Below are 18,273 nucleotides of genomic sequence, written 5' to 3'. Positions count from 1 at the left end.
CGGCGCCCACCCCCTTCCGTCGTCCCCGGCGGCGCGGGACTGGCCGCGCAGCCGTGGCGCGGGGTCAGACGTCGTGCGTGGTCAGCCGTGTTCGCGGGTCAGCCGTGGTGGGCGGGGTCGAGGCGGCGGCTGAGGGTCATCGCCGCGGCGCGGACCGCCGGCGCGAGGCGCTCCGGCGTCGCGTCCGTCGCCGGCGCGGTCACCGACAGCGCCGCGACGGGCGCGCCGCCCTGACCGAGGATGGCACCCGCGGCGCACGCGCGATCCTTGGCCCACTCCTCCGTGTCGGTGGCGACGCCGAGCCGGCGCACGTCGGCCAGCTCGCGCGCCAGCATCCCCGCCTCCGTGGTCGTGCGGGACGTGCGCTGCGCCAGTCCTTCCTGGACGATCCGCTCGACCGTCTCGCGGGCGGAGAACGCGAGCAGCGCCTTGCCGAGAGCCGTCGCGTGCGCGGGGAGCCGGCCCCCCACGCTCGCGGGCGGTGCACAGCCGCCGGCGGCGCGCACGACACCGAGGATCACGACGTCCGAGCCGTCGAGCACGCCGAGGCTCACCGTATGACCGGTGACGTCGCGCAGCTCGGTCATCACCGGCAGCGCCAGGTGACGCAGCCGGCGCGGCTTCTCCACGGTCTGCGCCAGTTCGAACAGCCGCACGCCGAGGTAGAGCTTGCCGCCCTCGCGATCCAGCAGGCGCTGCGCGACGAGGTCGCCGGCGATGCGCGAGACCGTCGACTTCGGCAGGTTCGCGCGGCGGGCGAGCTCCGAGACCCCGAGACCCTCGTCGTGCTCGCCGAAGGCATCGAAGACGGCCGTCAGCCGGTCGAGCACGGTGACCGAGTCGGTCCATCCCGCGGTGCGCATGGCTAGGCGGCCGTGAGCCGACGGCTCACGTTCGTGCCGGCGGCACGCACCAGCGGAGCGACGCGGTCGGGGTCCATGCCGCCGCTGGGTCCGGCGATCGAGATCGCCCCGAGCACGACGCGATCGTTCGACAGCACGGGGCTCGCGACGGCGAGGATGCCGGGGTACGACTCCCCCATGTCCATCGCCACCACATTGCTGCGCACCGAGGTGAGCTCGTCGCGGAAGTGGTCGGCGTCGGCGGCGGCGAGCGGCGCGCTCACCCGGTCGACGACGCCCTGGTCGGAGCAGAAGGCGAGATAGGCCTTCCCGCTGGCCGTCGTCAGGGCGGGCGAGCGCATGCCGACGCGCGTCGGGAGCAGGGGCACGCGGCCGGCGATCGCGGCGATCGAGACCATGTCGGTCCCCTGCTGCACCCAGAGCCCCACACGCTCACCGGTGACCTCCCGGAGCTGACGGATGACGGGCGCCGCGGCGCCGATCAGTCGTCGAGGCACGCTCGCGCGCGCTCCGAGCTCGAACAGCCGGAGGCCGAGGGCCACCCCGTCGTCGGTGCGCTCGAGATAGCGCTGCGCCGTCAACTCCGCGGCGAGCCGCGAGACCGTGGACTTCGGCAGGCACGTGCGGGCGGCGAGGTCGGTGATCGACAGCGAGCCCCCGCACTCCTTGACGGTGTCGAGGATCGCGAGGATCCGGTCGAGGACGGACACGGGTGCGTCCTCTCGAGCCGGAATCGTGTTCCATTCGGCGAGACTCTCCATCGAGCATCCCCTCCCAGCGGCTTGAATCGTCGTCGATCACGCTTCGCTTCGAACGTACTAGTTAGTACACAACCATGCAATGCTGTTCCGAGAATCACGCGGGCCCCAGCGTCGGTGCCCCAGAAGGGCGCCATGCGCACATCGATCGCCACGGTCTGCCTGAGCGGCACCCTCGATCAGAAGCTCCTCGCCGCGTCCGCGGCGGGCTTCGACGGCGTGGAGATCTTCGAGCCCGACCTGATCGCCTCGCCGCTCTCGCCTGAGCACATCCGGGCGCGCGCCGCAGAGCTCGGTCTGACGCTCGACCTCTATCAGCCGTTCCGCGACTTCGAGGGTGTCGGACCGGAGCTGCTCGAGCAGAACCTGCGACGGGCGGAGGCGAAGTTCGCCCTCATGAACCGTCTCGGCATCCAGACGATGCTGCTGTGCAGCAACGTCGCGACCGCGCGCAGCGGAGACGAGCAGCTCGCCGCCGCACAGCTGCGGCAGCTCGGCGACGTCGCACAGCGCTTCAGCGTGCGCATCGCCTACGAAGCCCTCGCCTGGGGACGGTTCGTCGACGGCTACGAGACGGCGGCCCGCATCGTCCGCCTGGCGGACCATCCGGCCGTCGGTCTGTGCCTCGACAGCTTCCACATCCTCTCGAAGGGCCACAGCCCCGAGGCGATCGAGACGATCCCCGCCGACAAGATCTTCTTCGTCCAGCTGGCCGATGCGCCGCTGCTGACCATGGACGTGCTCTCGTGGAGCCGTCATCACCGGCTCTTCCCGGGCGAGGGCGGCTTCGACCTCGGCACCTTCATGGCCCACCTCATCCGCACGGGGTACGACGGCCCGGTCTCCCTCGAGATCTTCAACGACACCTTCCGTCAGACGGATCCGGTCGCCACCGCCATCGACGGGCGGCGGTCGCTGCGCTGGCTGGAGCACGAGGCTGCCGCGGCGCTCGGCCGCGGCGCGGGGGGCCGCGCCGCCCGCATGTCGATCAGCGCGCTCCCGGGCGTCGAGCCGCCGACCGACGTCAATTACGTCGAGCTGCGCACGACCGCGCTGCCCGAGCTCCGACGCCTGCTCGGCCAACTCGGCTTCCGGTCGCACGGCGCGCATCGCACCAAGCCTGTCGAGCTGTGGTCGCAGGGCGCCGCACGGGTCGTGCTCGGCGCGCCGGACTCCGACCGCACCCGGCCCACGGTCGCCGGCCTCGGGTTCTCGGTGCGCGACCCGGCCTCGGCCCTGCGCCGGGCCGAGCAGCTCTTCGCGCCCCCGGTGCCCCGGCAGGAGGCCACGGGCGACGAGCGGCTCGTCGGCGTGGGAAGTCCCGACGGATCCGAGGTGTTCTTCGGCGCCGACGACGGCGACGAGCCTCGCTGGGTGGGAGAGTTCGGCCCGCGCCCCGACAGCGCTCCTGAGCTCATCGAGCGCGTCGACCACATCAACCTCGCGCAGCCCTGGCAGCACTTCGACGCGGCGGTGCTCTTCTACCTGTCGGTGCTCGACCTCCACGCCGAGCCATCCGTCGAGGTGGCGGCGCCGGTGGGCCTCGTCCGCAGTCAGGTGCTCCGCAGCGACGACGGCATCATCCGGCTCGCGCTCAACCTCGTGCCGTCCGGTGCGGGCGACGAGGCCATCCTGCCGCAGCACATCGCATTCGCCACCAGCGACGTGCTCGCGCTGGCGCGGAGGGCGCGCGAGCGCGGGTTCACGCCGCTCGACATCCCCGCGAACTACTACGACGACATCGCAGCGCGGTACCTCATCGAACCCGGGCTGCTGACAGAGCTGCGCGAGCTCAACGTCATGTACGACCGCGACGAGTCCGGCGAGTTCCTGCACTTCTACACCCACCCGATCGGCACCGTGTTCCTCGAGGTGGTCGAGCGGCGCCACGGCTACGCCGGATACGGTGCGCTCAACGCACCCGTCCGCCTCGCCGCGCAGTATCAGCATCGCCGCGCGGCGCGAGGGGAGGTCGGCGCATGATCCGGCATGTCGCCGTGTTCCGCTTCGTCCCGGAGTTCACCGCGGACGAGCGCGAGCACTGGATGTCGCTGCTGCGGGCGCTCCCCGAGCGGATCCCCCAGCTGCGCAGCATCAGCGTGGGCGTCGACGTGCTCGGCGGCCCGGCGTCCCATGAGCTCGCGATCGTCGCCGACTTCGACGACCTGGACGGGCTCGCCGCCTACTCGAGGCATCCTGCGCACGACGAAGTGCTGCGCATCTCGGCACCTGTGAAGATCTCGGTCGCCACCGTCGACTTCGAGATCCCGGGGGCGTCGTGACCGACCGGATGAGCGCCGAGGGGTCGCCGGAGTCGCCCCGGCGGCCGTACCTCGTGGGTCTGATCGGCGAAGGGATCACGGCATCCCTCACCCCTCCCATGCACGAGGCGGAGGCCGGGGCGCTGGGGATCGACTACGAGTACCGGATCCTCGACCTGATCGCCCTCGGCCGGCCGGCCACCGACGTCGGCGACCTGCTCGCCGAGGCGCAGGCGGCGGGCTTCGCGGCGATGAACATCACCCACCCCTGCAAGCAGCTCGTGGTGGATCTCGTCGACGATCTCGACGCGGATGCCGCGCACCTGCAGGCTGTGAACCTCGTCGTCTTCGACGACGGACGGCTGGTGGGCTACAACACCGACTGGATGGGGTATCGCGACGGTCTCGTGGACGGGCTCCCGGGGGCGTCCTTCGACCGCGTGGTGCAGATCGGATGCGGCGGCGCCGGTGCTGCGACCGCGTACGCGCTGCTCTCGCACGGCACCGCGCGGCTCGATCTGTCGGACGTGGACGCCGGACGCGCAGAAGACCTCGTGGCCCGGATGCGCCCGCACTTCCCCGCGCAGACCATCACGGCCGTCGGGCCCGACGTCCTGGCCGAGGCCATCGAGCGGGCGAGCGGCGTCGTCCATGCGACGCCGCTCGGGATGCTGCACCACCCGGGTGTCGCCTTCGACCTCGACCTGCTCCGCCCGGACGCGTGGGTGTCGGACGTCGTCTACCGGCCCCTCGAGACCGAGCTCATCCGGCGCGCCCGGGAGCGCGGGCATGCGGCACTGGACGGCGGACGGATGGCCGTCGGGCAGGCGTGCGCTAGTCTCCGAATCATCACGGGCACGGTGCCCGATCGGGAACGGATGGCACGGCACTTCCGCGCGCTCATCAGCGCCGAGGAGTCCAGCGCGGGAGGGAGCCTGCGATGACGGGTGGGGTGAGCGAGGTGCGCGACAGCGGGCTGACCGAGCGCGCCGCCCGGACGAAGGACGACATCCTCGAAGTCGCCACCGCCGAGTTCGCCGCCAACGGCTACGCCGGGGCGCGGGTGGACGAGATCGCGGCGCGGACGCGCACCACGAAGCGCATGATCTACTACTACTTCGGCTCGAAGGAGGGGCTCTACCTCGCCGTCCTGGAGCGCGTGTACGCACAGATCCGCCGCGTCGAGCGGGGCATCCACGTCGAGGAGATGTCACCGTCCGAGGCGCTGCGCACGATCGCTCACGCCACCTACGACCACCACACGACGCACGAGGCGTTCATCCAGCTCGTCAGCATCGAGAACATCCACCGCGCCGAGCACGTGCGCCAGTCGCAGACCATCCTCCAGGAGAACGCCACGGCCATCACGCTCCTGCAGGAGGTCATCGAGCGAGGCGTCGCCGATGGCAGCTTCCGCGACGACGTCGACGCGGTCGATGTGCATATGGTGATCAGCGCGTACGCCTGCTTCCATGTCGCGAACCGGCACACGTTCGCGGCGATCTTCGGCCGTGACATGCTCGACGCGTCGCTGCAGGACTCGCACCGGCGGCTCCTGGGCGACCTCGTCGTCGCGACGATGACGGATCGCGACGCGCCTCGTCCGTCCGCCGGAGCGCACGGCGAGAGCTGAGACCGGTCAGCCGGAGTCGCGGCTCGACTGCGCCAGCCGGTGCGAGAGAGCGAGAGCCGCGGCATCCACGGCTCCCGACCAGAGGTCGAGGTCGAAAGCGTCCGCCGTCCCCGACACCGAGATCGCGGCGACCACGGCGCCGGACGGGGCGACGACCGGGCTCGCGACCGCGCACACGTCCGCGGCGGACTCCCGCACCTCGACCGCCGGCGCGCCCGATCGGATGGCCTCCAGCTGCTGCCGGAGTCGCGACGGATCGACAACGGTGGCCGGCGTGAAGGCGGTCAGCCGGGTGGTCAGCACCCCGGCGACGTCGTCCGGCGCCGCATAGGCGAGCACGGCCTTGCCGAGTGCGGTGGCGTGCACCGCCAGGCGCCCGCCGGTGCGCACGGCCAACGACGTTCCCGACCGCCCGCGCATCGCGGCGATGCAGATCATCTCGGCGCCGTCACGGATCGCGAGGTGCGCGTTCTCGCCCGTGCGGTTGCGCAGCTCGGCCATGACGGGCAGGGCGGCGATCCGCAGCTCACGCGGCTGCTCGGCGAGCTGCCCCAGCTCGAAGAGCCGCAGCCCCAGGTGGATGCGCCGGCCGTCGCGCTCGAGGTACCGCTGGCGCACCAGGGTGGCGACCAGCCGCGAGACGGTCGACTTCGGCAGTCCCGCGCGGACCGCGAGCTCCGAGAGCCCGAGTCCTCGATCGTCCTCGTCGAACGCCTCGAGGATGGCGGTCATGCGGTCGAGGACTCCGACGGAGTCCGTGAGGCTCTCGGCTGCCATCGGTCAGGCGACCTGGGCTGCCAGCCGATGGGTGAGGGCGAGCGCCGCGTGCCGCACGAGCGGAGCCATGCGCTTCGGGTCCATATCGGTCACGGGCCCGGCGACCGAGATCGCGGCGACGGGTACGCGCTCGGCCGACAGCACGGGGCTCGCGACGCCCACAACGCCGGGGAACGTCTCGCAGCGGTCGACGGCGAACCAGTCGGAGCGGATGCCGGCCAGCTCCTGTGCGAAACGCCCGCGCGCGTAGCGGTCGAGGCCGGCCACGACCCCTTCGACAGCCGCATCGTCGGGCGTGAAGGCCAGCACGGCCTTGCCGAGCGCGGTCGTCACCGACGGAACCCGCACGCCTGCCCGTGACGGCACCGGCCGCAGGCGCCCGCGCACCGAGATCACCGAGAGCATCTCAAAGCCCTCCTGCACCGCGACATTGAGGTGCTCTCCGGTGGCGTTCGAGAGCTCCGCGAGGACGGGGAGCGCGGCCAGGCTGAGCCGACGTGGCGTGCTGGCGCGCGCGCCGAGCTCGAAGAGCCGGAGGCCGATCACGACGCCGTCCTCGGCGCGCATCAGGTACCGCTGCCGGACGAGGTCGCCGACCAGGCGGGAGACGGTGGACTTCGGGATTCCCGTGGCCAGCGCGAGCTGGGTGACGGTGGTGGAGCCGTGAGCCTCACGGACGGTCTCGAGGATGGCGAGGATCCGGTCGAGCACCGAGACGGGCTGGTCCCTGTGGGCGGATCGCATGTGGGCAGTATCCGTCGAGTTCGACGGGGCGGCAAGGAACTGCGCCCCCGCACCCGGCCGGCGTCTCACCCAGTGGAACAGCCGGCCGCAGGAGACCGCGCGGCGCCGACGCGAAAGGCCCGGACTCGCCTGGAGGGCGTGTCCGGGCCCTGCGTCGGAGATCAGACCGTGCAGAACGGCTTGATGCCCATCGCGCTCTCGAGTCCCTCCATCACGTGCTGCTTGAAGAACTCGTCGCCCGCCAGCGGCGCGTCCGTCCACGCCGCGACATCGTGACCGAGCGTGGTCAGCCACGACCGGCCGCCGTCGTAGTACTGGCACCAGCTCACCGGGTGGTGCTCGCCATGGCCGGCCACGGTCGCCTCGCTCGTGGCCTGGTCGACCTCGAGGAGCACATTGACGAAGCTCGGGTACGGCGTGAGGTTGTACCACTCGTCCTTGAAGGGCCACGTCTCGGGCATGAACGACGTCGAGACGTCCCGGTCGTTGACGGTCTCGACCGTGCCGTCACGGTTCGGCCCGTGGTTGTAGAAGTTGGCACCGCCCAGCAAACCCTCGTAGTGCTCCCAGTGGTACTCGGCGCCGAACGCGTTGTGGATGCCCACGAAGCCGCCGCCGCCGCGGATGTACTGCATGAGCGAGGTCTGCGCCGTGTCGTCGAGCGTGTCGCGGTTCGAGCTCAGGAACACGATGGCCTGGTAGTTGTTCAGGCGGCTGAAGCTCGCGAGGTCCTCGGTGTAGTCGACCGCGATGCCCCGCTCCTCGGCCCACTTCTTCAGGCCCGCCTGCGCCACGTTGTTCGCGTTCAGCGGCGGGTTCAGACCCGGTCCGAGCGCGGTGCCGAGATGAGCGTGGCGCGGCCCGGCGGTACGGCTCCAGATGAGGATGCGCTTCTGCTCGCCCTCGGTCCAGCCGTTGCCCCACTCGTTGTAGCACGAGGGGTCGACTCCGCGGCAGACGCCGTAGTCCTTGATCTCGTCGGTGTAGATCTGGCTGGCGGTCGCGGGCTGTCCACCCAGGCCGTTGCCGTTGCCGTTTCCGGGGCCTCTGTCGGCACCCGCGGCCGTTCCGGCGAGCACGATGCCGGCGCCCAGCGCCGCCGCGGCGACCATGGCGACGCCGGAGCGTAGTAGCGATCTCATGTGATCTCCTTCGATCATTCGAGGTGGCCCACGGGGAGTCGAAGCGCGATCTCGCACTCGGCCGACGGCGGCCTCCGGTGCGGCGCCTGGGGCGGCGGGATCCGGATCGACCCTCGGGTTGGTGCGAATGTAGGCTCTCGCCGATCACGGCGGCAAAGACTGTTCCACCCAGTAGGCCAGGTGGCCTCCGGCGTGCGGTGAACAGCCTTCGGCGTGCGCGCTACGAGCCGTCGGAGCTCGACGGCGTCGGTGCCGGTTCCGGCTGCTGGAGCTCGGCGAGCGCCTTCTCGAAGGCGCTGATCGTCGCAGCGTCCACCGTGCCGGTGGGTTCGACGCCGAGTTCCGTCTGAAGGGCCTGCACCGCCTCGGTGAGCTCCGGCGTCCACACGCCGTCGACGGGACCGTCCCAGAACCCTGCGAGCTTGAGCGTCTGCTGGACCGCCGCCGCGGACGCGAGAGACTCCTGAGCCGCGGCGCCGCCCAGAGCGAGGAGCTCGGCCTGGAGCGCCGCAGCGCTCGCCCGGTCCATCACGCCGGTCACGGGAAGCCCGCTCGCCTGCTGGAGATCCTGCACGGCCTGGACCGTCAGCGGTCCGTACACGCCGTCCACCGTTCCCGTGTAGTACCCGGCGGTGGCGAGGTCCTGCTGCAGCGCCGTCGTGTAGGCGCGCACCGTCTCCTCGGCCTGCTGCCGCTGCTCGTCCGTGATGCAGCCCGCCTCGGCGAAGAGCCGCAGCCATGACATCTCGAGCGCCACGGCCGCACTGTTGAACTGCTCCGCGGCCTCGACGAGCGGCGTCTGATCGGTCACCCCCGCCGCGGCGTCAGCGAAGTCGGACTCCGCCTGCGTCACGCGGTCCACCGCCGACGCGGGCGCGAGCGGGGTGCTGGACGGAATGACGGTGTCGACGGGAACCGGGGTTCCGGTCGGGCCCGCCTGCGCCGCCGCGAGCGCAGCCTGGGCGTCGGCCAGCTCCTGCCGGGCGGCGTCCAGCTCCTGCTGCGCCTCGACCGCCGCCTCCGCGCCGTCGAACGCGTCGTCCCTCGGCTCCGCGAGATCCGCGCCGGCGTCCCGCACGTCGCCCACCGTCGGCGCGGTGTCGTTCAGCACGTCGCCGTAGCGGTCGAGCGCGTCGATGTAGTCCTCGCTCGCGCCGCAGAACTCGCCGGATGCAGAGGCCAGTTCGGTTTCGGCATCCGTCACCGCCTCCTCCGCGGCCGAGACGCGCGCCTCCGCGCGATCGACGTCGCTGACCTCGCCCGCGCAACCGGCGAGCGTCGTCACCGCGAGCACGATGCCGATGACGACGACCGGCCGGGACCACATCTTCGGAACGCTCGTCACCGGGGCCTCCCACCGCGCAGCGGACATCTGCCGCCATCATGGCACCGCGTCCGGCTGGAGCACGGCATCCCGCGGCCGGGAGTCGCCGGTCGGCCGCGACCCGAGGACTCGTGGCCCCGCGAGACCGCCCGGATCAGCGGAGGAGGAAGGCCAGCTCGGTCGCCCAGCGGGTCTTCCGCGGCTCGGTGCGCGGGTCGGTGAGGTAGGCCTCGACGCGCGCCGCCCACCGATCGCCCGCAGGCGAGGCCTCGACGTCGAAGTCGCGCCCGCGCTCGCGCACCCACTCCTGCAGCAGCCGATTGGCCCGCAGCGAATGGTTCCGGTAGACGAGGACGGCGTACTCCCCGCCCGGGATCACGCCCGGCGCGACGACACCGTCGCCGGGGGCCGCGACGAACGCGCCCACCTCGAGGTCCATCTCCCCCGCCATGTCGACCGTGTGAAGACGCAGGAAGAACGGCCCGTCAGGCTCGACGCCGTGTTCGTCGAGCCAGGCGATCAGCTCTGCGAGCAGCCGGTCGCGCTCCGCGAGCATTCCCCGGAACGGCGTGCGGCGACGGATGCCGAGCGTCGGGCGCTCTGCGCGGCGTTCGATGAGCGGGCCGTCCAGGGTCTCCATCGGGCCGATTCTGCCCCACGGCGCGCGCCGACGCACCCCTTCGGGATCGCATTGCGGCTCGCACCGTCCGGAGTCGCGCCGTCAGACGATGGGACGGAAGATCCGCATCGGCCGGACCGAGACATCACGCCAGACGTCGCCCGTGATGTACGGCTCGGCGTCGTACCAGGCGCGGAACGCCGCCTCATCCGCGAACGCGACGTGCATGGACGAGCCGATCATCCGGCCGTCCTCATCGAGGATCGCGCCGCCGCTCAGGAGCTCACCGCGCTCGGCGAGCACCTGGGCGCCCGCGAGGTGCGCGTCGCGCACGGCGAGGCGCCGGGCGGGCGCGCCGTCGTCCGTGCCGTCGAACGCCGTGATCAGATACTCCACCGGTGACGTGCTCACCCGTCCAGCCTAGGCGGACGCCATCTCTCCAGGTGCCTGGACGAGCCCGCCGCTGCCCATGATCCGCACGGGGGCGAGCTGGATCGCGACCCGCAGCGGGTTGACGCGCGGTTGCCGGTAGCGCCGCGCGTAGAGCGCCACCGCGAGGGCGACCTCGTCGGGGTCGTCGTGCACCGTGGCGACACCGGGGAAGGCGAGCCACCGCGCGCCGTCGACCTGGCTGATCGTCGCCGTGCCGTCGCGCAGCACATTGCGCACCTTCTGCGAGTCGCGCGAGGTGATCACGCGGAGAATGCCCTCGTGCAGGGTGAAGCCCACGGGCACCGAGTGGATGCCGCCCCACGGCGCCATGGTCGACAGGGTGGCGAGGTGACGCTCGCGCACGAATTCCAGCCCGGCCGGCGACAGTTCCCGCATCGGTCCAACCTAACCGGAGCGCGCGAAGCGCGCCGACAGCGGGTACGACGGACCGGCCGCCCTCTCGTGCCTCACCCTGGCCGCGACGACGGGCTGCGCGGGAGCAGCGCGGGGCGCGGCATCCGTCTTCCGGAGGGAACGGATGCCGCGCCCGCGTCTGTCAGCCGGCGAGCACCCGCGCCGCGGACTGAGCCTGGATGCTCAGCTCGGCGGCCTTGAACGCGTGCGCCTGCGTCATGGCCGTGTCGGTGCGGTCGAGGCAGTCGCGGATCAGCCGCCCGAAGAACGGGAACCCGGTCTTGCCCTGGGCGTCGAAGCGGAACTGGCCGTCGCCGTTCGCCAGCAGCACCTGACCCGGGCCGTTGTCGGTGGCGAGGTCGATGTTCTTGCGCAGCTCGAGGTAGCCGTCGGTGCCGAGGATGATCGTGCGCCCGTCCCCGAACACCGGGAACCCGTCGGGGGTGAACCAGTCCACCCGCACGTACCCCGTCATCCCGTTGTCGAGCACGACGTGCGCGTCGCCGAAGTCCTGCAGGCCCGGGGACTCGGGGTGGGCGTAGTTCGCCACGGTCGCGCTGACGATCTCGCCGTCGGTCGCGCCGGTGTAGAAGAGCATCTGCTCGAAGTTGTGACTGCCGATGTCGCACAGGATGCCGCCGTAGCGGTCCGGGTCGAAGAACCAGTCGGGCCGGCCGGAGCCCACGCGATGCGGCCCGAACGAGGCCACCTGCAGCACGGTGCCGATCGCGCCGCGCTCGATGAGCTGGCCGGCGAGGATGGCGGCCTCGGAATGGACCCGCTCGCCGTAGTAGACCGCGAAGATGCGGCCCGTGCGGGCGGTGGCCTCCCGCGCCGCGGCGAGCTGCTCGAGCGTCGTCAGGGCGGGCTTGTCGGCGAAGTAGTCCTTGCCGGCCTCCATGACGCGGACGCCGAGCGGCCCCCGGTCGGAGGCGACGGGCGCGCTCGCCACGAGCCGCACGTCCGGGTCGCCCAGCACCTCCGCCTCGCTCGCGGCGGCCCGCGCCTGCGGAAAACGCTCGACGAAGTCCGCGACCTTCGCGGGATCGGGGTCGTAGACGAGCGAGACGGTCGCGCCCGCGTCGATCAGTCCCTCCGTCATGCCGTGGACATGGCCGTGGTCGAGTCCGACGGCGGCGAAGACGAACTCACCGGGGCCGACGACCGGCTCGGGCAGCGGATCGAAGGTGTACTGCGGGGTCATGCGGGGGTCTCCTCGTCGGTGACGTCGTAGGTGCGCAGTCGCCCGCACATGCCGAAGCCGCGCTCCCCCGGCGAGCCGGTCGCCTCGTGCACTTCGGCCTGGCGCAGGTGCGCCGCCGAACCGGAGGCGACCGCTTCCGCGAGCGCCAGCGAATGCTCCGCCTGTGCGAGGGGGCGTGCGCGCACCAGTTCGGCCCACGCTGCGGCACGCTCACGGACGAGCTCGCCGGCGGCGGTGTAGAACTCCTCGAGGGGGCCGCGGTCGCCCGCGATGACGGCATCCCGCAGCGCTTCGAAGCCCTCGACGGCGAGGTCTCGCCGCCGCGCCGCCCGCTCGGCCCGCCCGTCCGCCTCGCCCAGCGACGCCGCGCGCGCGTACTCGGCCGGGTCGGCGACGACCGCGGCGGGGAAGGTCATGACCGCATCGCCGGCTTCGGGAAGCCCGGCATTGCTCATGAGCACGACGACCCGCAGATCGCCTCGGTTCACAGCGCGGTGGATGGTGCCCGGGGTGAACCACACCACCGAGCCGGCCGTCAGCGGCGTCTCGCGGAAGCCGCGGGCGTCGATCGTCTGGAGCGCTCCCTCGCCCGAGACCACGACGTACGCCTCGGTCGAGACCAGGTGCAGGTGGGGGCTGCCGCCGCAGACGCCATCGGGAGCAGCGTCGCCGTAGACGTCGAGGTGCGACAGCGACGTGCCTCCGGGAAAGCTCGAGGCAGTCATGACGCCGCCTCGACGAGCGAGCGCTGCTTCTCGGAGAAGTGGGGGGCGTGCGCGACCAGCTGCCCGGCGCGGTAGTACAGGTCGTCGGCGCGGAGCGGCAGCGAGACCACCTCGCGTTCGAAGCCCGCCTTGTAGATCGCCGTGACGACCTCGACAGCGTTGCGGCCGTCGATGCCGCTCGCGATCGGCGCACGGCCGTCGCGGACGGCCGCGAGCAGATCGCCGATCTGCCCCTCGTGACCGAGGTGCGCCAAGGGCTCGCGGGCCGCGACCAGTGCTTCGATGCGCGCGACGAGCTCGCTGTCGCCCTCGCGCTCGGGGAAGCCGTCTGGCCGCGAGCGCTCGGCGACCACCTTCCACGGCTGCGAGATGCGCGCGTCCGCTCCCTGGATCACGATCTCCTGCTCCTCGCCGTGGTGCACGACGGAGCTCGTCAATTGGGCCAGGCCGCGCTCGTAGCGGAACACCGCGACCGAGAGGTCCTCGACCTCGGCGTTGTCGTGCTGTGCGTTGGCGAGCATCGCGGTGACCTCGGTGGGCCGCCCGAGCAGCCACAGCAGCAGGTCGATGTGGTGGATGGCGTGGTTCAGCGTGCAGCCGCCGCCCTCCTTCTCCCACGTGCCGCGCCACCACAGGTCGTAGTAAGGGAGGCCCCGCCACCACGCCGAGTCGACGCGCGCGTGCGAGATCGAGCCGAGCAGTCCCGACTCCACGACCTCCTTGAGTGTCATGAGGTCGTCGCGGAAGCGGTTCTGCGCGACGACCGACAGCACCTTGCCCGAGCGCTTTTGGGCGGCGAGCATCGCGTCGCACTCCTCGAGCGACGGGGCCATCGGCTTCTCGACCAGCACGTTGACGCCGGCATCCAGTGCCGCGACGGCGAGGGAGGCGTGCGTCGACGGCGGCGTCGCGATGCTCACGACATCGAGTCCGACCGCGGCGATCATCACGAGCGGGTCGTCGAACGCGGTCGCGTCCGCGAAGCCGAATGCCTCGGCCTTCTGCGCCGCCTTGCCCGGGATCACGTCGGCGAGGGCCACGATCTCGCACTCCTCGGGGAACGCGAGATAGCCGCGGATGTGGGCATCCGCGATCCCGCCCGTGCCGATGATTCCGATTCTGAGCATGTCTGAGCCGCCTCTTCGCTGCCTACTACGTATTACTAAGACGTAGTAGATCATACTGGAGACGGATGCCGCGCCGTCAAGCGCTTTCCCGCCGCACCGGTGGGCGACTCAGAGGAGGGTCATGGACAGGCGACCGACCAGTCACGACGTCGCCCGCCTCGCGGGTGTCTCGCAATCGACGGTCTCCTTCGTGTTCACCGGCCGCCCGGGCATCTCCGAAGCGACCCGCACGCGAGTGCTCCAGGCGGCTGCCGAGCTCAGCTACCGGCCGAACCTGGCGGCGCGATCGATGCGGACCCAGCGCACCGGCCGCTTGGCGGTGGTGGCACCCATCTCGACGCTATATCCGGTGACGCTGCTCTCCGGCGCGATCGCAGCGGCCCAGCAGGAGGACTACGTCGTCGAGGTCGTGAGCCTGCCGCCGACCACCGCCGACCGCGACGAGCGTCTGGCCGAAGTGATCGAGTCCCGCCAGTACGAGGGGATCCTCTCCTTCACGCCGCTGCGGGCTCCCGCCGCTGCCGCCGACACCGGGACGGTCGTGCTCGCCGTCGGAGAGCTCGACGACGAGATGCATGTCACCGGCGAGTTCACCGACGCGCAGCCCATCGTCGAGATGATGGAACACCTCGCCGCGATGGGTCACCGGCGGTTCGTGCACTTCGCCGGCCCTCAGGACTACCCGTCCGCCAGGGCGCGTCGCCAGGCGTACCTCGCGACCGTCCAGCGGTTGGGGCTGACGTCGCTCGGCGTCGTCGACGGCGACTGGAGCGGGCGGTCCGGCGAAGAGGCACTGAACTCGCTGCCCGACGACGCACCGCCGCTCGCCGTCATCGCAGCCAACGACGTCGTGGCGACCGGGGCGCTCCGCGCGGCGACGCTGCGCGGCTGGACCGTGCCGGGCGATGTGAGCATCACCGGCTGGGACGACCACCACCAGAGCGCGTACCTGGTGCCCTCGCTGACGAGCGTGGCCCAGGACCGGGAACGACTCGGCGCCCACTCGATGCGCCGGCTCATCGCATCGGTGCGCGGCGAGGCGGCGCCCGACAAGCCGGAGGGTCTGCTCCGCATCATCTGGCGCGAATCGACGGGCGCGCCCGGGGTGGCCGACGATCGCGCCGGGTGATCGAGCGTTGAGCTCGCGGGCCGCGCGGGGCGCAGCATCCGTCATCGAAACCGCGGGGAGCCGTCAGTCGTAGGTGTCGGTCCAGGACGCGATGTCGACGCCGTGGTTGTCGGGCGACGCGAGCGACCACCACGCGGGCGCGTGCGACTCGTCGACGAGCCGTCCGCCGGCTGCGAGCGCGGCGGCCACCCGGTCCCGCGCCTGGTCGGCCGGTACGAAGACGTCGAAATGGGTCCGGCCCCTGGCCGGCGCGTCGCCGGTGAGGGGGTTGAACGCGAGCTGAGGTCCGCAGCGGAGCGGGTCGACGGCATCGGTGTCGCCGAAGGGCTCGTACCCCAGCGCGGCCGTGAAGAAGGGACGCACGTCGGCCTGCGAGTGCTGCGCGACGTAGATGCCGATCGACTGCGCGCGGGAAGGATCCGGCGCGAGGCCCCGCTCGGCGGCGGCCTCCGACACGGCGGCCGCGAACTCGCGGGCCGCCGCCGGGATTCCTTCGGTGCTGTCCAGAGGGACGCGCACGACGACCGCCTCGGGGCGCAGGTCGATGTCGGGCAGGGTGCCGGATCGTTCGGCGACGGCGACGATCGACGCGATCAGGTCGGCACCGGCGGCGAGGGAGCCGGTGCGGAAGACGGCCTGCGGGCCGGTGCCCGTGACGCGCCAGTCCGAGACCCCCGGCGCCCGGTGGAACTCGGCCGCCGAGATCCAGCCCGATCCGCTCGTCGACTCCATGGCCACCCCTTCGGAAGGTATGAGATTCCCGCCTGCCGGCGAGCACGGACTCTGCGCGGGCTCCACCGTACCGGGCGGCGTCGGTCGCCGATAGCGCCGGACGGTCCGCGGCGGACCGGAGACGGAACTGGGGCCGGATCTCCGACCTCAGCCGCAGTTCGGCCGACAGCCGCGCTGGGTGACCGCATCGATCAGCACCGTGCTGATGTCGGTCGGCTGCAGCGCCTGATACGCCGCACCGTCGGTGGCGGCGGCGATCTGCTCGAGGGCGGCCTGGTCGGTGTCGGGACCGTAGCCGATCGCGATGACGGCGACCGGCTTCGCCGGGTCGCGCAGTGTCTCGAGCTGCGCGAGCAGCCCCGGCAGATCCAGTCCGTCGTCGTCCTCGTTCACGCCGTCGGTGTTGAGCAGCACGAGATGCACCTGGCCGGGCACGTAGGTGTCCCGCAGGTACTGCACGGCCGCGAGCACACTGTCGTAGAGACCCGTCCCGCCGCCGACCAGGCTGTCGAGCGAGTTGGCGGTGTCGATGGTGCGCTGCTTGTGCGCCGGATCCCCGAGCGGGCCGAACGGCACGATCTCCTGCCAGTCCTGGCCGCCGATGCGCCGGCTCGAGAAGACCCAGGTAGCCAGCGACGAGTCCGCCGACAGCGAGTTGACGGCCCTGACCGCGGCCTGCTCGAACAGGTCGATGCGGCGCATGTCAGCGGTCGCCGGCTGGAACATCGATCCCGAGACGTCGTTGAGCGAGAGCATGCGCGACGGGGCGGTCAGCACCCGCCACGTGCGCAGCACCTCGGCCTGGTTGACGCTGTCGGCGGGGTCGGCCGGCGCGGGGGCGCCGTCGGCGTCGTCCGGGAGCGAGTCCGGCGCATTGCCCGCCGCGTCGCGGAGTCCCTGCTCGGAGAGGTGGTCGTTCCCTTCCGCGATCGCCGCGGTGAGCACCTCCACCGCCTCCCGCGTCTCGGCCGAGGCGTCGGCGAGCGTCACGAGCGGAATGCTCACCACGGGCTTCACGTCGGCGGGATAGCTCGGCACGAGGGGAACGGGGGCGTCTTCGTTGTACTTCAGCACCGCCTGCTCGGTGGCGACCGCGACGGTGGGCGTCGTCGCAGCGGCTGCTGCGGCGAGCGCATCGGCCGCGCTGGGGACGACGCCGGTGTCGAGCCCGAGCACGAGCGCCGTGAACGTGCGCGCGTCGCCGCCGACCGCCGTCTGCAGCGCCAGGAGCGCGGCGGAGCTGGCAGCGACCGCGGTGGGATCGGGCAGCACGGCGGCGACCGTGCGTGCCGTGAAGCTCGAGAATCCGGCGCCCTGCGCCTGGAGTGCGTCGGCCGTGGGCTCCGTCGCGGCGAAGACGACCGGGGTGGTGGCGACGGCGTCGCTGACGACCAGCGCCGCCGCGTCGGCACCCGTGAGCTCCGCCTGTCCGGTGGCCTGCGCGGGCCACATGGCCGAGTCCGGCACCCAGACGTCGAACTCCGCCGCGGACCCTGAGGCGAGCGCGGCGGCCGTGACCGAGCTGGCTTCTTCGCTGAGAGCCACCTTGAGGCAGCCGGAGCCGGCGTCGGCCAGATCGGCGACGATCGCCTCGATCGCGCCGGCGACCGCCGGATCTGCGGTGACGCGCAGCGTGGCCGGCACGCATTCGCCGCTCGACGGCGCCGCCTGCTCGGGCTGATCGGCCGCTCCGCGCAGGAAGAGGAAGCCGACCACGACGGCGATCGCGACGACGAGGAGCAGGATGACGCCGCCCAGGATCAGCGAGCGACGCCGCCGCTGTGCGGCACGGGTGGCCGCGCGCGTCGGCGCGTCGCCGGGGGCGGGCGTGTTCGGCTGCATCTGAACCACATGCACTCCGATGGACGGCGGGTGGGGGGTGCCCGCTGGCGGGGATACGACGCTGCATCCGGGGAATACGCCGTCGTACGTTGGGGGGATACTTCCTGTGGAGTATAGGCGACACCGCGCCCACCTCAAACGGGCGGCCCGCTCCCCTCGCCGGGAGCACGGTCACCGGCAGCCATCGGCGCGAAGCCGGGATCGCGCTCCGCCGCCGCCGCCCTCAGGAGCGGACGAGCCGCGCGATGGCGTCGCTGGCTTCCTTGATCTTCTGGTCGGCCTCGTCGCCGCCGGCACGCGCCGCGTCGACGACGCAGTGCTTCAGGTGGTCGTCGAGCAGCCCCACCGCGACGGCTTCGAGGGCGCTCTTGAGCGCGCTGATCTGCGTGAGGATGTCGATGCAGTACTGCTCCTCATCGACCATGCGCGAGATGCCGCGCGCCTGACCCTCGATGCGCTTGAGCCGGTTGAGGTAGCGCTCCTTGTCGGTGATGTAGCCGTGGTGCGAGTGGGTGTCGACGCTGGACATGACGAGAGTTCCTTCGGT

General features: G+C 71.9%; 20 protein-coding genes. 5 read left to right on the top strand and 15 right to left on the bottom strand.

The features are described 5' to 3' along the window. Positions 1-98 precede the first annotated feature (98 nt). Positions 99-863: an IclR family transcriptional regulator gene (locus IM770_RS14810; RefSeq protein ID WP_203581921.1), complete on the bottom strand. Its 765-nt coding sequence runs from the start codon at positions 861-863 to the stop codon at positions 99-101. 2 nt (positions 864-865) lie between these two features. Next, positions 866-1,573 (bottom strand): IclR family transcriptional regulator, encoded by a 708-nt coding sequence (locus tag IM770_RS14805; protein WP_203581920.1) that lies wholly within the window; start codon positions 1,571-1,573, stop codon positions 866-868. Positions 1,574-1,756: 183 nt separating this feature from the next. On the opposite strand from IM770_RS14805, the gene IM770_RS14800 reads away from it, so the two are divergent. The 4 genes from IM770_RS14800 to IM770_RS14785 are packed head-to-tail and all read left to right on the top strand — an operon-like array spanning position 1,757 to position 5,515. Further along, entirely contained in the window at positions 1,757-3,604 is a 1,848-nt protein-coding gene (locus IM770_RS14800) for a bifunctional sugar phosphate isomerase/epimerase/4-hydroxyphenylpyruvate dioxygenase family protein (protein ID WP_203581919.1), read from the top strand. Beyond that, on the top strand, positions 3,601-3,903 hold the full coding sequence (locus IM770_RS14795) for a Dabb family protein (RefSeq protein ID WP_203581918.1): 303 nt from the start codon (positions 3,601-3,603) through the stop codon (positions 3,901-3,903). The genes IM770_RS14800 and IM770_RS14795 overlap by 4 nt, the downstream gene beginning before the upstream one ends. Continuing rightward, a complete protein-coding gene (locus IM770_RS14790; RefSeq protein ID WP_307785474.1) occupies positions 3,900-4,826 on the top strand; it encodes a shikimate dehydrogenase in 927 nt (308 codons plus the stop codon). Before IM770_RS14795 ends, IM770_RS14790 begins: the two co-directional genes overlap by 4 nt. Continuing rightward, positions 4,823-5,515 (top strand): TetR/AcrR family transcriptional regulator, encoded by a 693-nt coding sequence (locus IM770_RS14785; RefSeq protein ID WP_203581917.1) that lies wholly within the window; start codon positions 4,823-4,825, stop codon positions 5,513-5,515. Before IM770_RS14790 ends, IM770_RS14785 begins: the two co-directional genes overlap by 4 nt. Before the next feature lie 6 nt (positions 5,516-5,521). Here IM770_RS14785 and IM770_RS14780 read toward each other — a convergent pair whose 3' ends face one another. The 10 genes from IM770_RS14780 to IM770_RS14735 all read right to left on the bottom strand — a co-directional run bounded on the left by IM770_RS14780 (position 5,522) and on the right by IM770_RS14735 (position 14,023). After that, complete coding sequence (locus IM770_RS14780) at positions 5,522-6,292, bottom strand: IclR family transcriptional regulator (RefSeq protein ID WP_203581916.1); 771 nt, start codon at positions 6,290-6,292, stop codon at positions 5,522-5,524. Positions 6,293-6,295: 3 nt separating this feature from the next. Further along, complete coding sequence (locus IM770_RS14775; RefSeq protein WP_203581915.1) at positions 6,296-7,036, bottom strand: IclR family transcriptional regulator; 741 nt, start codon at positions 7,034-7,036, stop codon at positions 6,296-6,298. Between the two features lie 161 nt (positions 7,037-7,197). After that, positions 7,198-8,178 (bottom strand): ThuA domain-containing protein, encoded by a 981-nt coding sequence (locus IM770_RS14770; RefSeq protein WP_203581914.1) that lies wholly within the window; start codon positions 8,176-8,178, stop codon positions 7,198-7,200. Between the two features lie 220 nt (positions 8,179-8,398). Continuing rightward, the gene (locus IM770_RS14765; RefSeq protein WP_239066274.1) at positions 8,399-9,550 is read right to left on the bottom strand and encodes a peptidoglycan-binding domain-containing protein; all 1,152 of its coding nucleotides are present in this window, start codon (positions 9,548-9,550) and stop codon (positions 8,399-8,401) included. Between the two features lie 106 nt (positions 9,551-9,656). Then, positions 9,657-10,142, bottom strand: a complete 486-nt coding sequence (locus IM770_RS14760; RefSeq protein WP_203581913.1) for a GyrI-like domain-containing protein — start codon at positions 10,140-10,142, stop codon at positions 9,657-9,659. A gap of 81 nt (positions 10,143-10,223) precedes the next feature. Next, positions 10,224-10,532 (bottom strand): YciI family protein, encoded by a 309-nt coding sequence (locus tag IM770_RS14755; protein WP_203581912.1) that lies wholly within the window; start codon positions 10,530-10,532, stop codon positions 10,224-10,226. A 9-nt stretch (positions 10,533-10,541) separates the two neighbouring features. Next, positions 10,542-10,949 carry a TIGR03618 family F420-dependent PPOX class oxidoreductase gene (locus tag IM770_RS14750; RefSeq protein ID WP_203581911.1) on the bottom strand — a complete coding sequence of 136 codons (408 nt, stop codon included), beginning with the start codon at positions 10,947-10,949 and terminating at the stop codon, positions 10,542-10,544. Between the two features lie 160 nt (positions 10,950-11,109). Next, positions 11,110-12,171 carry a Gfo/Idh/MocA family protein gene (locus IM770_RS14745; RefSeq protein WP_203581910.1) on the bottom strand — a complete coding sequence of 354 codons (1,062 nt, stop codon included), beginning with the start codon at positions 12,169-12,171 and terminating at the stop codon, positions 11,110-11,112. Next, on the bottom strand, positions 12,168-12,896 hold the full coding sequence (locus IM770_RS14740; RefSeq protein WP_203581909.1) for a cupin domain-containing protein: 729 nt from the start codon (positions 12,894-12,896) through the stop codon (positions 12,168-12,170). The genes IM770_RS14745 and IM770_RS14740 overlap by 4 nt, the downstream gene beginning before the upstream one ends. Then, positions 12,893-14,023 carry a Gfo/Idh/MocA family protein gene (locus IM770_RS14735; protein WP_203581908.1) on the bottom strand — a complete coding sequence of 377 codons (1,131 nt, stop codon included), beginning with the start codon at positions 14,021-14,023 and terminating at the stop codon, positions 12,893-12,895. Before IM770_RS14735 ends, IM770_RS14740 begins: the two co-directional genes overlap by 4 nt. Positions 14,024-14,144: 121 nt before the next feature. Here IM770_RS14735 and IM770_RS14730 point away from each other — a divergent pair, with 121 nt between their 5' ends. After that, a complete protein-coding gene (locus IM770_RS14730) occupies positions 14,145-15,152 on the top strand; it encodes a LacI family DNA-binding transcriptional regulator (RefSeq protein WP_203581907.1) in 1,008 nt (335 codons plus the stop codon). Between the two features lie 63 nt (positions 15,153-15,215). Here IM770_RS14730 and IM770_RS14725 read toward each other — a convergent pair whose 3' ends face one another. The 3 genes from IM770_RS14725 to IM770_RS14715 form a co-directional block, all read right to left on the bottom strand. Beyond that, complete coding sequence (locus tag IM770_RS14725) at positions 15,216-15,884, bottom strand: VOC family protein (RefSeq protein WP_203581906.1); 669 nt, start codon at positions 15,882-15,884, stop codon at positions 15,216-15,218. 147 nt (positions 15,885-16,031) lie between these two features. Beyond that, complete coding sequence (locus tag IM770_RS14720; RefSeq protein WP_203581905.1) at positions 16,032-17,735, bottom strand: vWA domain-containing protein; 1,704 nt, start codon at positions 17,733-17,735, stop codon at positions 16,032-16,034. A gap of 214 nt (positions 17,736-17,949) precedes the next feature. Continuing rightward, positions 17,950-18,255 carry a metal-sensitive transcriptional regulator gene (locus IM770_RS14715; protein ID WP_203581904.1) on the bottom strand — a complete coding sequence of 102 codons (306 nt, stop codon included), beginning with the start codon at positions 18,253-18,255 and terminating at the stop codon, positions 17,950-17,952. Between the last annotated feature and the right edge of the window lie 18 nt (positions 18,256-18,273).

The sequence above is a fragment of the Microbacterium hibisci genome (assembly GCF_015278255.1).
In the GTDB taxonomy this organism is placed as follows: Bacteria; Actinomycetota; Actinomycetes; order Actinomycetales; family Microbacteriaceae; genus Microbacterium; species Microbacterium hibisci.
Note: the sequence above shows the minus strand (reverse complement) of the source record. Positions and strands in the feature narration are given on the sequence as shown.

Coding starts and splice junctions, on each gene's coding strand:
- IM770_RS14770 (WP_203581914.1), bottom strand. CDS start 8,178: ATGAGATCGCTACTACGCTCCGGCGTCGCCATGGTCGCCGCGGCGGCG.
- IM770_RS14800 (WP_203581919.1), top strand. CDS start 1,757: ATGCGCACATCGATCGCCACGGTCTGCCTGAGCGGCACCCTCGATCAG.
- IM770_RS14750 (WP_203581911.1), bottom strand. CDS start 10,949: ATGCGGGAACTGTCGCCGGCCGGGCTGGAATTCGTGCGCGAGCGTCAC.
- IM770_RS14795 (WP_203581918.1), top strand. CDS start 3,601: ATGATCCGGCATGTCGCCGTGTTCCGCTTCGTCCCGGAGTTCACCGCG.
- IM770_RS14730 (WP_203581907.1), top strand. CDS start 14,145: ATGGACAGGCGACCGACCAGTCACGACGTCGCCCGCCTCGCGGGTGTC.
- IM770_RS14780 (WP_203581916.1), bottom strand. CDS start 6,292: ATGGCAGCCGAGAGCCTCACGGACTCCGTCGGAGTCCTCGACCGCATG.
- IM770_RS14715 (WP_203581904.1), bottom strand. CDS start 18,255: ATGTCCAGCGTCGACACCCACTCGCACCACGGCTACATCACCGACAAG.
- IM770_RS14735 (WP_203581908.1), bottom strand. CDS start 14,023: ATGCTCAGAATCGGAATCATCGGCACGGGCGGGATCGCGGATGCCCAC.
- IM770_RS14760 (WP_203581913.1), bottom strand. CDS start 10,142: ATGGAGACCCTGGACGGCCCGCTCATCGAACGCCGCGCAGAGCGCCCG.
- IM770_RS14740 (WP_203581909.1), bottom strand. CDS start 12,896: ATGACTGCCTCGAGCTTTCCCGGAGGCACGTCGCTGTCGCACCTCGAC.
- IM770_RS14725 (WP_203581906.1), bottom strand. CDS start 15,884: ATGGAGTCGACGAGCGGATCGGGCTGGATCTCGGCGGCCGAGTTCCAC.
- IM770_RS14765 (WP_239066274.1), bottom strand. CDS start 9,550: ATGTCCGCTGCGCGGTGGGAGGCCCCGGTGACGAGCGTTCCGAAGATG.
- IM770_RS14810 (WP_203581921.1), bottom strand. CDS start 863: ATGCGCACCGCGGGATGGACCGACTCGGTCACCGTGCTCGACCGGCTG.
- IM770_RS14775 (WP_203581915.1), bottom strand. CDS start 7,036: ATGCGATCCGCCCACAGGGACCAGCCCGTCTCGGTGCTCGACCGGATC.
- IM770_RS14745 (WP_203581910.1), bottom strand. CDS start 12,171: ATGACCCCGCAGTACACCTTCGATCCGCTGCCCGAGCCGGTCGTCGGC.
- IM770_RS14785 (WP_203581917.1), top strand. CDS start 4,823: ATGACGGGTGGGGTGAGCGAGGTGCGCGACAGCGGGCTGACCGAGCGC.